The following is a 13,261-nucleotide window of genomic DNA, read 5'->3' on the forward strand; positions in this document are numbered from 1 at the left end:
GTAAACAAACGAGTCGCAGCGCATCAAAAAACCATTCTGGAAAAAACGAAGAGTAATTACTGACTGCAACTCCTCTGCATTGTAGGATGCTACTCTGTTTTTTCTGTCGAATCGGATTGAACTCCGTCATCAATTTGACCAGCAGCTTTGTCCTCTAGGACCTCTTCGTGTGAACTACGGTCATCAGTATCCTCCCGTTTTTGCTCGTTGTCTTCATTTCCCATCGCAAGATCTGCAGCAGCGTTTGCTTGCGCTTCGGGCTCAAACATTTCTTCTGTATTTTGTGTTGCGGATTGAGCCAATTCTTCCTCCGCATACTGTTGTTCATCCTCGCCGCTGATTATAGCGCGGCCAAGTTCTTGCTGCTGTTTAGCCTCATCTTCAGACCGAGCCACATTCACACAGACAAATGCATCAACCTCTGGATGAAGACGTATACGTATATCAAAGATGCCCAACAACTTGACTGGTCGGTCTATTACGACCTGGTTCCGAGTAATTCTAAAACCGTTATCAGACACTGAGTCGGCAATATCACGAGCATTCACAGATCCATAGAGCTGTCCTGCTTCGCCGGCACTGCGTATGATCGCAACCTGCAATCCATTCATACGATTAGCTATATCTTCCGCCTCACTTTTACGCTTCAGATTCTCCGCTTCAAGCTCTTTGCGTTGATTTTGAAAATGCTGCAGGTTAGCGTCGCTGGCTCTCAGTGCCTTTTGCCTGGGAAAGAGAAAGTTGCGGGCATACCCTGGCTTTACTGATACCACATCGCCCATTTGGCCCAAATTTTCAATACGTTCTAACAGAATAACATTCATGGGAATCTCCTTAGTCTTAGCGTGAGGCCTTCGACTAACTTAATACATACGGCATTAGGCCGAGATAGCGCGCTCTTTTTATTGCCCTTGTCAATTCACGTTGCCTCTTCGCTGAGACACCTGTTATTCTACTGGGAACAATTTTGCCTCTTTCAGAGGTAAAACGGCTCAATAGTTTAATGTCAGTATAGTCTATTTTCGGAGCATTTGGCCCGCTGAATGGGCACGACTTTCGGCGTCTGAAAAAGGGACGTCGACCACCGTTTGCACTGGAACGCGGTGAACTCACTGTTAATTCTCCTTTTCATCATGCGGTTCGTTTTGGTCAATATTTTCGCTTTCGTCTGAAGCAAGTTTCGCTTCATCAATCTCTGTTTGTTCAATGCCGGACACTTCTTCGGGTTTCTCTCGTTTGCTACCGCGATCAGCTCGATCCCGATCCCGATCGCCTTTTCCCTGCATTATAGGTGAAGCATCCCCCCTCAAACTCTCTAGACGGACTGTCATAAACCGAAAAACGTCCTCGTTCAGACCCATGCTACGTTCCATTTCTTGGACGGCTTCTACGGGTGCATCCAAGTTAAAAAGGACGTAATGACCTTTGCGATTTTTTTTGATGCGGTATGCAAGAGTGCGCAAACCCCAGTATTCCCTGCGTTCTACTGAACCTGAATTATCAGTAATAATCTTTTCAAAGCCATCAGCCAGACTATCTACCTGAGCAGCAGACACATCTTGCCTAGCGATAAAGATACTTTCGTAAAGTGGCATACAATAAGCTCCCTGTGGTTATTTATGAGCTGGCGTCAAAACCAAGACATTCCAACTCCAGACGGCAAACGTGTTTGCCGCCAAGGAGGTTTCCAAACTTTCCACAGTTCAGCGTGGACAGTAAAGGTGGGAATATACACAAATACTACCTAATCGAAAGTAAAAACTGCATTGAAGTTAATAATTAGGTTTGCTCAAATGGTAGTTTCTTGTTAGGTCGATGGAAGGGTTCATGTTTCGCAGTTTCTGCATGCGGCAATTACATACAAGAGGGTAAATTCATATGAAAAATGCTTTCGTTTTTCCCGGGCAGGGCTCTCAAGCGGTTGGGATGGGCTTTGCGCTGTCGGAAGCATTCCCCGCTGCCCGATTGGTTTTTGAGGAAGTAGACGATGCACTTGAGCAAAAGCTTTCTTCTTTGATGTTTGATGGCCCGGAAGACAAACTTATTCTTACTGAGAACGCGCAGCCGGCATTGATGGCAACGAGCATTGCCGTTATTCGTGTATTGAAGGATGAGTGTGGGATTTCCCTCACTGAAACTGCAAAGTTTGTTGCTGGTCATTCTCTTGGTGAGTATTCAGCACTCGCAGCTGTAGATGCATTAGCTCTAGCTGACGCGGCCCGTCTCCTTAAGCAGCGTGGAATGGCTATGCAAGAGGCAGTGCCAGTCGGTGAGGGTGCGATGGCAGCCTTGTTGGGTCTCGATTTAGATGCGGCGCAGCAGGTTGCTGATTTAGCCTCAGAGCACGGGGTCTGTGCTTGTGCGAATGATAATGCTCCGGGCCAGGTTGTTGTTAGTGGTAGCAAACAAGCGGTGGAGCTGGCTGCAGAGATTGCAACGCAAAAAGGAGCCCGGAGGGCAGTTATGCTGCCTGTGAGTGCTCCCTTTCATTGCTCATTAATGCAGCCGGCTGCTGACACGATGGAAGAAGCCTTGAACCGAACACATATTCGGGAACCAAAAGTACCTATAATCTCCAATGTAACCGCGGCTGAAGTGACTAATCCCGATGACATAAGAACCCATTTAGTTGAGCAAGTTACAGCAATGGTTCGTTGGCGTGAGAGCGTTCTTTATATGAGGGAAAAAAATGTGGATACGTTGATTGAGATAGGTTCTGGAAAGGTTTTATCGGGTCTTGCTCGGCGCATTTCGAGTGACTTAACTGCCAGAGCAATACAAAACCCGAATGATTTTGATAGTTTCGTAAAGGACGTTTAAGAATGCCTTGTCTTTTTGACCTTTCTGGCAAAGGAGTTTTGATTACTGGCGCATCAGGCGGGATCGGTGGTGCGATTGCGCGAGGCCTTCATGGAGCAGGTGCTGAGGTCGTGCTATCGGGTACTAGAACTGATTCGTTGAATGCGCTGGCAGGCGAGCTCGGGGATAGTGCCCATGTGCTAACAGCAGGACTGGGAGTGGAGGGCGCGGAGGACCAACTTATTAAGAAAAGTATAGATGCACTTGGCTCTTTGGATATCCTTGTAAACAATGCCGGCATAACGCGAGATATGCTTAGCATGAGGCTATCCGATAAGGATTGGGAGGATGTTTTAGACATTAATCTTTCCTCAGTTTTTCGACTGTGTCGCGCCACCGTGCCGGCTATGATGAAGAAGAGATGGGGGAGGATTATCAATATCACATCAATTGTCGGCATCACTGGAAACGCTGGACAAGCAAATTACGCTGCGTCAAAGGCAGGTATGATTGGCATGACCAAGTCGATTGCCCAGGAAGTAGCACCACGCGGGATAACAGCAAATTGTATTGCACCAGGTTTTATAGACACAGCCATGACGGAGGATCTTAGCGAAGCTATAAAAGAAAGACTCTTAGGGGCTATTCCAGCAAAGCGCCTTGGAAAACCCGATGATATAGCTGGTGCAGCTATCTACCTCGCGAGTGACGAGTCTGCTTATCTAACAGGTCAGACACTACACATAAATGGTGGAATGGCGATGGTGTGAAAAAGAAGTGACTTTAGTTGTAATTTCTGGGTGTTGGCAATTAAAAGGGAATCGTGATAGGACACGCCCGGTATCATTTAGGGCATCAATTAAAGAGGCAATCTCACTGTTGATGCGGCGATTGTAAGTAGTTTCGTTTTGCAACTTTTGAGAAGGAATTTTCGATTATGAGTGACGTTGCCGACCGCGTGAAGCAAATCGTTGTGGAGCATTTGGGCGTGGATGAAGCCAAGGTAACCGTTAATGCGAGCTTTATTGATGATCTCGGTGCTGACAGCTTGGATACGGTTGAGCTGGTGATGGCTTTTGAGGAGGAATTCGGTTGTGAAATACCTGATAACGCAGCTGAAAAAATTCTTACCGTAGAAGATGCCATTGGGTTCATTGAAGAGCAATCTTCATAATTGTAATGCTAGCGTTTTGGGCACCTTTGAATTAGGTGCGTAGGTTAAAGAGATGAGACGGGTTGTAGTTACCGGGCTTGGGCTAGTGTGCCCTTTAGGGCTTGGTGTGGATTTTGTGTGGCGAAAGTTGGTAGCCGGGAAATCCGGTATAACTCGCATTAACAACTTTGATACGTCCGATTTAAACTGTAAAATTGCGGGCCAGGCACCTTTTGGTCCTTCTGAGACTGGTGGGTTTAATCCGGATGAGTGGGTCCAACCCAAAGACCAAAAGAAAATGGACCGGTTCATTGTTTGCGCGGTAGCGGCTGCTGCCGAGGCGGTTTCGGATGCTGGATGGACGCCGACAGAACAATCGGCGCTGGATCGTACTGGAGTATTAATTGGTTCTGGCATCGGTGGTTTGCCGGGAATTGCTGAAACAGCTGTCACGTTGCACGAACGTGGACCTCGCCGAGTTAGCCCGTTTTTCATAGCGTCGGACCTAATCAATTTAGCATCGGGTCAGGTATCGATAAGATTTGGATTTCGTGGACCGAACCATTCAGTAGTTACGGCTTGTGCTTCTGGAGCTCATGCCATAGGCGACGCCGCTCGCATGATCATGTGGGACGATGCAGACGTCATGCTTGCGGGTGGCGCAGAGTCGACAGTATGCCGCATTGGTATTGCGGGGTTCTCGGCTTCAAGGGCTCTCTCAACTGAATTTAATGACACTCCCGAGGCCGCATCACGACCGTGGGACATAGACCGCGATGGGTTCGTAATGGGCGAAGGTGCAGGTGTTTTGGTGCTGGAAGAACTGGGACATGCTAAAGCACGAGGTGCACAAATCTATGCAGAATTAACTGGTTACGGGATGTCTGGTGATGCTCATCACATTACGGCACCGGCACCTGATGGCAATGGTGCTTTTCGGGCTATGCAGACGGCATTGAAGCGTTCCAAACTTAATCCCGAAGATGTGGATTATATAAACGCTCACGGAACATCGACGCCACTTGGTGATGAGATAGAGGTAGGTGCTGTAAAAAAACTTTTTGGTGCTGCTGCATACGATCTTTCGATGTCGTCAACCAAATCGGCGATAGGGCACTTGTTGGGAGCAGCGGGTGCTGCAGAGGCTGTATTTTGCATCAAAGCTCTTACTGAGGGAGTTTGTCCACCAACACTCAACTTAGATACCCCATCCGATGGTTGCGACATTGATTTAGTGCCACACCAGGCAAAGGAGCGGCCTATTGAAAATGTAATGTCAAACTCCTTTGGCTTCGGAGGAACTAACGCATCTTTAATCCTATCAAATAAGCCGTGAAAAAAACCGATCGGGCTCATAGTGAGCAAGCTTCCAAGAAGCTAAGGAGATATTTGTTTCTCGGTATCATGTTAGTTTTTGCATTTGCACTTGTTTATGAGGGCATAAACGGGGCCGGCCCTTTATCGAAAAGTACAGCGGTAATTGTGCCCAAAGGTGCCGATTTAAATAGCATTAGTCGAAAGTTGAAAGATGAGGGTGTTATTGGGTCGGAGTTTCTTTTTTCTTTCGGCGCACGGCTGAAGCAAGTACACCGGGAATTGCGTGCAGGTGAATATCGATTCCCTCCTGGAATAAGTATTAGAGATGTTTTATCTGTGATGCGTGAGGGGCAACACATAAACCGTCGGGTTACCATAGCCGAGGGGTTGAACGTCCGACAGGTGTTAGAAGTTTTGGATAGAACGAAGGGTTTAGACGGCCAAATATCTCCTTTGCCGGAAGAAGGGACCCTACTTCCTGATACGTATTATTTTGTTTTTGGGGCAACCCGTCAGAGTATAGTCGATCAAATGAGATCACAAATGAACGATTTGCTGGAAAAATCGTGGACTAATCGTGCAGCAAGTCTCCCAATAAAAACAAAACAAGAGCTTATTATTTTGGCGTCTATTGTTGAAAAAGAGACTGGCCTAGCGGCGGAACGACGCCAAATTGCCGGAGTATTTATCAATAGATTGAGGTTGGGTATGCGCTTGGAATCTGACCCGACTGTGATGTATGCGGTCACAGGAGGAAAACGGAAGCTAGCAAGAGGTTTGAAGAAAAGTGAGCTGCGCCGCGAACATCCTTATAATACATATCGAGTTCACGGTCTGCCCCCAGGTCCGATTTGTAACCCAGGAAGAGAATCTATTGCTGCGGTTCTTAATCCAGAAAGAACATCAGCATTATTCTTTGTTGCTGACGGAACAGGAGGACACATATTTTCAGACACGCTGAAGGAGCATCTTAAAGCAGTACGCAAATGGCGGAAAATTGAACGAACACTTAAGCGACGCACGACACAAGCTAATTAATGCTGAACGAAGATTCACGCCATATTTCAGTGAGAAAAAATGCTATTTTTAACGACTTGTCATTCGAGGAGTGACCGTCCTAACTCAGCGCCGGCCTTTGAGTTGTCTTTTTCCACAGCCTTTACCGCATCAACGATGCGGTCATTTACCGGTGTGGGTATCCCGAGTTCCTTACCTTTAATGCAAACAAGGCCATTCATAAAGTCTATTTCAGTACGCCGGCCTTTTTGCATATCTTGGCCCATGGATGGTCGCCCATCGGGATTTCCCTTTTTGCCCATAGCTATATAATCTTCCTCAATTTCATTGTAAGCCGTCGTATCGCCATCCACAGCCTTTATCCATTGCTCGCAGTTTATTCCGTGTAACTGCTCTAAATTAAATCCAGCCGCTTTTCCAACAATGATGGCCTCTGCTGCTAGATGAGTCTTTAATTTCCTGAGGACTTCGTCCTGGGAAATAGCTGTAGAGGACATGTCAGTCACGGCTGAAACTGGATTAGAGCTGGCGTTCATTACCAGCTTTGTCCAGCGTTCACCCCAAAGGTTAGTAGTGACCATGTGGCTATCGCAATAACCGCAAAGTCGCGCAACCTCTTCTGCTCGAGGGGTAATGCGGCCATGTGGTTCTCCTACTCGAAAAACGGTGTGGCTTGAGCCCATTATCGGACCGTTTCTGTGAACATGGCCCGGACCGGGCAGTGCGACAGAAATCTTAGCCGCAATGGTGCCCATGACCTTCCCCCAACCTACGATAGCTGCAATAAATTCCTCATTCATGCAGTTTTGGAGCGACACTATGAATCCATCGGGAGAAAGGTAAGGTTTAATCAGTTGTGTTGCCCACTGAGTATCGTAGGATTTCATGCTCACAAATGCGATATCGATAGGGTCTTCCTTGGCTAGTTGTTGGACATCGGTCAAATGCAGCGCTCGGCCTTTTACGGTGATCTCTTCTTCAGCGGTATTTCCGGTCAAGTGCAGGCCCCGGGAATTAATTGCCTCCACATGCTCAGGCCACCCGTCTATGAAAACAACATCTTCGCCATTAGCTAGCATATGGCCACCAACTTTCGACCCAACAGCTCCTGCGCCGACAATAGCGATTTTCTTACCCATGAATTCCTCCGATTAATTCCGATTTTTTGAACTTTTTATTTATTATAATATAGAAAGGTCAATTTGGGAAAAGTTTGTGTTTATCTGGGGATAAAACAATGTCCGACGTGACACGGGAGCTTGATGGAATGGTAGCCCTTGTAACTGGCAGTGCGCGAAACATAGGTCGTGCTACAATAGAGGAGTTGGCACGGGCTGGTGCGGCGGTAACTGTGAATTCCAAACAAGCACGGGACCTGTGCGAAGAGGTGTCTGCTGGCATTAAAGAGAATGGGGGTAAAGCAATTGTTGCAATGGGTGATGTTCGTGATCCATCACAGGTGAATGAGATATTAACGGCGACTTTTGAAACTTTCGAGTGTATAGATATTATTGTTCATAATGCTGCGGTCAGAACCAATCAATCCATAGAAGAAATCAAATTTGAGACTTTTAAGCACATTGTTGACCTCTCGATACATGGCTGCTTCCATTTGGCGAAGGCTGCAATACCCTCGATGAAACGAAGGGGTGGAGGGTGTTTCGTTGGGGTAGGAGGTATGAGTTCGTTGCAAGGAGTAAAGGGTCGTAGTCATGTTATGGCGGCTAAGATGGGCTTGAATGCTTTTATTCGCGGCTTAGCGATTGATCTGGCGCCCTATAACATACGAGCGAACCAGGTCGTAGTTGGGCATTATGATACTAATCGCGATGGTAACCCTTCGTCATTGTCGGAGCGTCAAGTTGTTGATTGTGATGTTCCGCTCGGTCGCAGAGGTGTGCCTCAAGATATGGCTAATCTAATAAGATTTATCGTCGGGCCAAAAGCAAGTTACATCACGGGCCAGACCATTCACTCGAATGGCGGCGCATATATGAATCTTTAGGGCCAAAAAAATGAAAGGGAGAATAGCGGTAATTGGTGCTGGTATCACAGGCCTCACACTTGCTCAACTTCTGCAGAGAAAATTTGATGTGTTGTTATATGAAAAATCCTGGAGACCAGGCGGGCGCATGTCAACAAGACACTCCGATGAATTTCAATTCGACCACGGCACGCAGTATTTTACTATTCGTGGTGCTGAATTCCGAAATTTTTTAAATGATGCCCTTTTGGATGGAATTATTAGGCCCTGGGAGGCCCGTTTTATGACTTTCGATGGCCGTAATACCCTTAAGTGCGAAAAACGACAAGAAGTTGTGTATGTTGGTACGCCATCTATGAATTCCCTCTGCCAGTATCTTGCTCGGGACCTTGCCATAAAGTTTGATACTGATATTAAAAGTTGCCGATACGACGCGGAAGGTTGGTTTTTAAGTATTGAGGATGATATCGAAGAAGGTCCGTTCGATTTACTTGTTTCAACTATTCCTGCGCCTCAGAATGATGGTCTTTTCACCAAAAATATAACGCTTTGGGAAGGCTTGGCGGGTGTTCAAATGCGCGGCTGCAGTACTCTTATGCTTGGCTTTAATGATCCTGTCGATATTGCTTGGGAGGGCGCAATCGTCACCAATTCACCTATTGGCTGGATTGGGCTAGACAGTTCCAAACCCGCGCGTCCCGGTAATACTTCATTGGTAGTCCAATCAACAGGCGACTGGGGCGACAAACTACTAAATGCAAAGACGTCCCAAATTGAAAATGTTCTGTTAGAGGAATTAAAAAAGATATCTGGAATTGATGGATGGCTGGCGTCTCACCGTTCAATCCACAGGTGGCGTTACGCTGGCACCTCAAAAGCTGCGGGCCAAAAATATTTTTTGGATCCCGCTGGCAAATTAGCTATTTGTGGAGATTGGTGCATCAAGGGCAGGGTGGAGGCCGCCTTTATGAGTGCCGAAGCATTGGCAAAAGCACTTTTGCAATAACCATATGGTGTATTAGATGAGCACCTGTCGCTCTTGATACAGGGTTCTCGAATCTTTCAATCCACTGGGATTCGAATATAGCACAAATAAATTTTAAGCTTAGGGGGTAGACGAGTACGGGAACGGTGAATTTTTTATCGTTGAGATATTTACAGAAAAATTAGGCTGATAAAACAACAGCCTTCGTTATTGTATTTAATCTTTAAACTTCCTGTCTAAATGCTATGGAATCATTTATTGTTGGGATGAAATTCGGGAGGGCATATGTTTCAGGACGTCAACACTTCGAAAATAGATCGGAACAATGAACTTGAGGGTAAGGTTGCTATAATTACGGGTAGTGCACGCAACATTGGGAAGCGGATAGCAATTGAGTTGGCGAAAGCGGGCGCAGCAGTAGTCATTAATGCGGTGTCAGCGCAAGATCTTTGTGAGGATGTTGCGAATGAAATTGAAAATGGTGGGGGACGGGCAATCCCGATATTAGCTGATATCACTAAGGAAAGAGATGTTGATAAAATAGTTGCCGAAACAGTTAGTGCTTTTGGTGGAATAGACATTCTAGTAAACAATGCAGCTGTTCGGACAAAAAAACATTTCACTGAGCTCACATTTGAGGACTGGGAAAAACTAAGGGAAGTTGCGCTCGATGGCGGTTTTCGGATGTCAATGGCCACGGTGCCTCATATTATCCAGCGTGGAGGTGGTTCGGTCGTCGGTATTCATGGTATGAGTTCCTACTCTGCCGGACCGATGGGAGCTCATAAGTCTGCTGTCAAGTGTGGAATGGCCGGTATGGTGCGAGGGATGGCTCGTGATCTCGGGGAACATAACATAACTTGTAATATTGCAGTGGTTGGCCGTTTCGATACAGAGCGTGTAGGGAGCTCCGGCGAGATAGAGCCAGCTCACGCTGATTTGGGTATACCTCTCCAGCGAAGGGGTACCCCGCAAGACATGGCGGAATTAGTTCGCTTTTTAGTGGGCCCATTTTCACGATATATTTCTGGCCAGACGATTCAACTCAATGGGGCAGCTTTAATGCCTCACTAACAAAAAGAAGGAAATTTGAAATGTGTGCTATGCGTATTGCTCATATTGCTGTGCGTGTCGATGATATTGGCGAGGCGCGTGATTTTTACGAGGGAGTTCTTGGAATGAGAGAGGTTCGAAGTGAGCACCATCGTGAACATTGGTCGTGTCATTTGACGGATGGTCATATTGATTTTTCAATACTTCAATACGATAAAGGCAGCAAGACGAAGGAATCACTAGCTGCGGGTGACAAGCCATGCATTCACCACATAGGATTTGAGGTAGATGACTTGGAAACCGGAATTGAAGAGTTGCGAGCGCGTGGGTACGAAATCATCACTGCTCCCGGCGTGATCCCGGTCAAGTTTCGAGCCCCTGGCGGAACAGTTGCTGAAATTGCTCCAAAAGGAAGATTTTTGAAGGATGCCTCTAAATAAAAAGTTACGAGCATAGTGGCTGTATTTTGTCTTTTGACTCGGATACCGAAAATTTCTTCTGCTAATCATGGGTTCAGAATATTCTTACGCTCATTCAAAAATTCTATGAAAAAATTTTATTTCTAATTTGAAAACCAATTTATGCAAATTCTTGATGTTGCCATACTCACGATAGCGGCATTCTTTACATCTGCCCTTACCGCTGTTGCAGGTTCAGGTGGGGGGGCAGCACTAATGGCAATTATGTTGCAGTTCATGCCGCCAGTAGCTGCAATCCCGGTTCACGGGGCCGTACATTTAGTGTCAAATTTAACACGCTGTTGGCTTTTATGGCACAACATGTCTTGGCCGATAATTATTCGATTTGCCCTGCCGTTACCCTTTGGCGCGGTCTTAGGAATATGGTTATTCCAAGGGCTCTCAACCGAAATTGTTCAAATTCTAATCGGTGTTTTTGTTCTTCTGTCGCTGGTAAGTGGAAGGAAAGGTTGGCTTGGGAATAATGAACTGCCGTTATGGAGTTTCTTTCCAGTGGGTTTTGCGGCTGGCATCATGAATATGATTGTGGGTGCAATCGCCCCTATCCTTGGGGTATTTGTAATCCGAAAGGATTTAAAAAAAGAAAATGTAGTGGCAACGCTTGGATTATTTGGGGTTGTTTCAAATATTGCTAAAATAGCAGGGTTCACTTTAATAGGATTTAGTTATCAATCTTATGGAATAGCTGTGCTTTGTATGATCCCTGCGGTCATTATAGGTACTCGCCTTGGTCGTTTAGCTCTTGATAAGATTAATGAACGGATATTCCTAATAATATTTAGGATTATTCTCTTGGCTCTGGGCTTGAAGCTAATCGTGGTAGATGGTTTGGCATTATTTAAAAAATTTTAATGATTGGGTGTTTGCCAGTTAAACTTTTTTCTTCAGCTGCTCGGAAAAATAATGCAAATCAGAAAGCTTCTGATTAAAGGGGATATCCCCGCGCCAAATTAAAAATTTGAAGGCAGTGTCTTAGATGAATTCGGCTGTAAACTGATTTATTCTCCAGCTATAATGACTAAATTTAGAACGATTAATTACAGATCCGGACTTATTTTCACTTGGTTGGAGGAATTTCATTATGGTTTCGGCGGAAGTAAGGATCCTTGCAGGATCGGGCGTTTGTGGCGCAGGATTTAGAGCTGAGTCTCTCGAGGAGGGCATTGGAAAGAAGCCACATTTTATCGGTTGTGATGGTGGGTCGACTGACCCAGGACCATACCCACTTGGTTCAGGCGAAACTGCGTTCGGGAGGTCATCCATCAAACGGGATATGCGATTGATGTTGTTGGCCGCACAAAAAGAGAAAATACCATTACTTCTGGGAACGGCAGGAACCTCTGGTGGCCATCCTCATGTTGCTGCGGCAAAGGAGATATTGCTGGAAATCGCGGAAGAGGAGGGCCTTAAATTTCCGCTTGCCGTTATCCATGCTGAACAAGACAAGGCTTTCCTTAAAAAGTGTTTCAGGCAGGGTCGCATTAAGCCACTCGATCCAGCTCCAAAGTTTGATGAGGCAACTATAGACAAGGCCGAGCGTATAGTTGGTATGATGGGCGAGGAGCCATTTTTAAGAGCGCTCGATAATGGGGCGGAAGTTGTGTTGACAGGTCGTTCTAGTGACTGTGCGATCTATGCCGGGATCCCTGTGCGAGAGGGCATCCCTGCGGGTATTGCTTGGCACGCTGCAAAAATCCTTGAATGTGGTGCGGCATCCGTGGAGCAGCGTAAAACTGCGGACAGCCTCTTTGCCACATGCCGCGGCGATCACTTTGACGTCGAACCGTTGGATCAAGACCTCCGCTGCACTCCACAGAGCGTCGCCTCTCATAGTCTCTACGAAAATGCTGATCCATTTCGTCTTGTGGAATCTAGCGGGACAATGGATTTGTCGACATCCGTTTATGAGGCACTTAATGATAGGTGTGTGAGAGTATCCAAGTCTGGATTTGAGCCAGCAACAAGATACACCGTAAAATTGGAAGGGGCGGAAAAAGTTGGATATCAGACTATTGTTATAGGCGGGGTGCGCGATCCATACATATTACGTCAGCTTGATGGCTGGTTAGAAACAGGCGAAGCCAATATTCACAAGCGGATCGCTGATATTTATGGTGACACCATTACTCGTGATGATTACGAATTAAATATCCGAATATACGGTAAGAATGGTGTCATGGGTCCTTTAGAGCCCCAAAAAGAGCTGACTTCGCACGAAGTTTGCCTGATTTTAGAGGCAACTGCATCAAGTCAAGAGATCGCAACATCGATTGCTACGATAGCCCGGCATAAAATTTTGCATGAACCCATCCCTGAATGGAGCGGTTTAATAACCGGTCTTGCTTGCACCTATAGCCCGGCTCATATAGAGCGTGGAGCTGTATACAGGTTTAATGTTAATCATGTATTGGAGCCCGTGGATCCTTACGAGATGTTTCCGATTGAATATATGAATGTAAATTAGGAGATATCGC

The 13,261-nt window shown here is 46.2% G+C and carries 15 protein-coding genes; 11 read left to right on the plus strand and 4 right to left on the minus strand.

Going from position 1 to position 13,261, the window contains the following annotated elements; all coding sequences use genetic code 11:
• Window positions 1–89: 89 nt before the first annotated feature.
• The 3 genes from rplI to rpsF are packed head-to-tail and all read right to left on the minus strand — an operon-like array spanning window position 90 to window position 1,595.
• A complete protein-coding gene (gene rplI / locus VX941_05610; GenBank protein MEE2932882.1) occupies window positions 90–824 on the minus strand; it encodes a 50S ribosomal protein L9 in 735 nt (244 codons plus the stop codon).
• 34 nt (window positions 825–858) lie between these two features.
• The gene (rpsR, locus tag VX941_05615) at window positions 859–1,113 is read right to left on the minus strand and encodes a 30S ribosomal protein S18 (protein MEE2932883.1); all 255 of its coding nucleotides are present in this window, start codon (window positions 1,111–1,113) and stop codon (window positions 859–861) included.
• 2 nt (window positions 1,114–1,115) lie between these two features.
• On the minus strand, window positions 1,116–1,595 hold the full coding sequence (gene rpsF / locus VX941_05620) for a 30S ribosomal protein S6 (GenBank protein ID MEE2932884.1): 480 nt from the start codon (window positions 1,593–1,595) through the stop codon (window positions 1,116–1,118).
• Between the two features lie 283 nt (window positions 1,596–1,878).
• Here rpsF and fabD point away from each other — a divergent pair, with 283 nt between their 5' ends.
• The 5 genes from fabD to mltG all read left to right on the plus strand — a co-directional run bounded on the left by fabD (window position 1,879) and on the right by mltG (window position 6,307).
• Window positions 1,879–2,820, plus strand: a complete 942-nt coding sequence (fabD, locus tag VX941_05625; GenBank protein MEE2932885.1) for an ACP S-malonyltransferase — start codon at window positions 1,879–1,881, stop codon at window positions 2,818–2,820.
• A gap of 2 nt (window positions 2,821–2,822) precedes the next feature.
• The gene (gene fabG / locus VX941_05630; GenBank protein ID MEE2932886.1) at window positions 2,823–3,569 is read left to right on the plus strand and encodes a 3-oxoacyl-[acyl-carrier-protein] reductase; all 747 of its coding nucleotides are present in this window, start codon (window positions 2,823–2,825) and stop codon (window positions 3,567–3,569) included.
• 167 nt (window positions 3,570–3,736) lie between these two features.
• Window positions 3,737–3,973: an acyl carrier protein gene (locus VX941_05635; protein MEE2932887.1), complete on the plus strand. Its 237-nt coding sequence runs from the start codon at window positions 3,737–3,739 to the stop codon at window positions 3,971–3,973.
• A gap of 52 nt (window positions 3,974–4,025) precedes the next feature.
• Window positions 4,026–5,288: a beta-ketoacyl-ACP synthase II gene (fabF, locus tag VX941_05640; protein ID MEE2932888.1), complete on the plus strand. Its 1,263-nt coding sequence runs from the start codon at window positions 4,026–4,028 to the stop codon at window positions 5,286–5,288.
• On the plus strand, window positions 5,285–6,307 hold the full coding sequence (gene mltG / locus VX941_05645) for an endolytic transglycosylase MltG (GenBank protein ID MEE2932889.1): 1,023 nt from the start codon (window positions 5,285–5,287) through the stop codon (window positions 6,305–6,307). Before fabF ends, mltG begins: the two co-directional genes overlap by 4 nt.
• Window positions 6,308–6,366: 59 nt before the next feature.
• On the opposite strand, the gene VX941_05650 is transcribed toward mltG, so the two are convergent.
• On the minus strand, window positions 6,367–7,425 hold the full coding sequence (locus VX941_05650; protein ID MEE2932890.1) for a 2-dehydropantoate 2-reductase: 1,059 nt from the start codon (window positions 7,423–7,425) through the stop codon (window positions 6,367–6,369).
• Between the two features lie 98 nt (window positions 7,426–7,523).
• Between VX941_05650 and VX941_05655 the strand changes: the two genes are divergently transcribed.
• From VX941_05655 to VX941_05680, 6 genes are all read left to right on the plus strand, one after another.
• A complete protein-coding gene (locus tag VX941_05655) occupies window positions 7,524–8,291 on the plus strand; it encodes an SDR family oxidoreductase (protein MEE2932891.1) in 768 nt (255 codons plus the stop codon).
• A gap of 10 nt (window positions 8,292–8,301) precedes the next feature.
• Complete coding sequence (locus VX941_05660; GenBank protein MEE2932892.1) at window positions 8,302–9,276, plus strand: FAD-dependent oxidoreductase; 975 nt, start codon at window positions 8,302–8,304, stop codon at window positions 9,274–9,276.
• A 264-nt stretch (window positions 9,277–9,540) separates the two neighbouring features.
• Complete coding sequence (locus tag VX941_05665; protein ID MEE2932893.1) at window positions 9,541–10,329, plus strand: SDR family oxidoreductase; 789 nt, start codon at window positions 9,541–9,543, stop codon at window positions 10,327–10,329.
• 20 nt (window positions 10,330–10,349) lie between these two features.
• Window positions 10,350–10,748, plus strand: a complete 399-nt coding sequence (locus VX941_05670; GenBank protein ID MEE2932894.1) for a VOC family protein — start codon at window positions 10,350–10,352, stop codon at window positions 10,746–10,748.
• A 141-nt stretch (window positions 10,749–10,889) separates the two neighbouring features.
• A complete protein-coding gene (locus VX941_05675) occupies window positions 10,890–11,639 on the plus strand; it encodes a sulfite exporter TauE/SafE family protein (protein MEE2932895.1) in 750 nt (249 codons plus the stop codon).
• A 229-nt stretch (window positions 11,640–11,868) separates the two neighbouring features.
• On the plus strand, window positions 11,869–13,251 hold the full coding sequence (locus tag VX941_05680) for an acyclic terpene utilization AtuA family protein (GenBank protein ID MEE2932896.1): 1,383 nt from the start codon (window positions 11,869–11,871) through the stop codon (window positions 13,249–13,251).
• Window positions 13,252–13,261: the final 10 nt, after the last annotated feature.

The organism is Pseudomonadota bacterium, assembly GCA_036339585.1.
In the GTDB taxonomy this organism is placed as follows: domain Bacteria; phylum Pseudomonadota; class Alphaproteobacteria; order UBA8366; family UBA8366; genus UBA8366.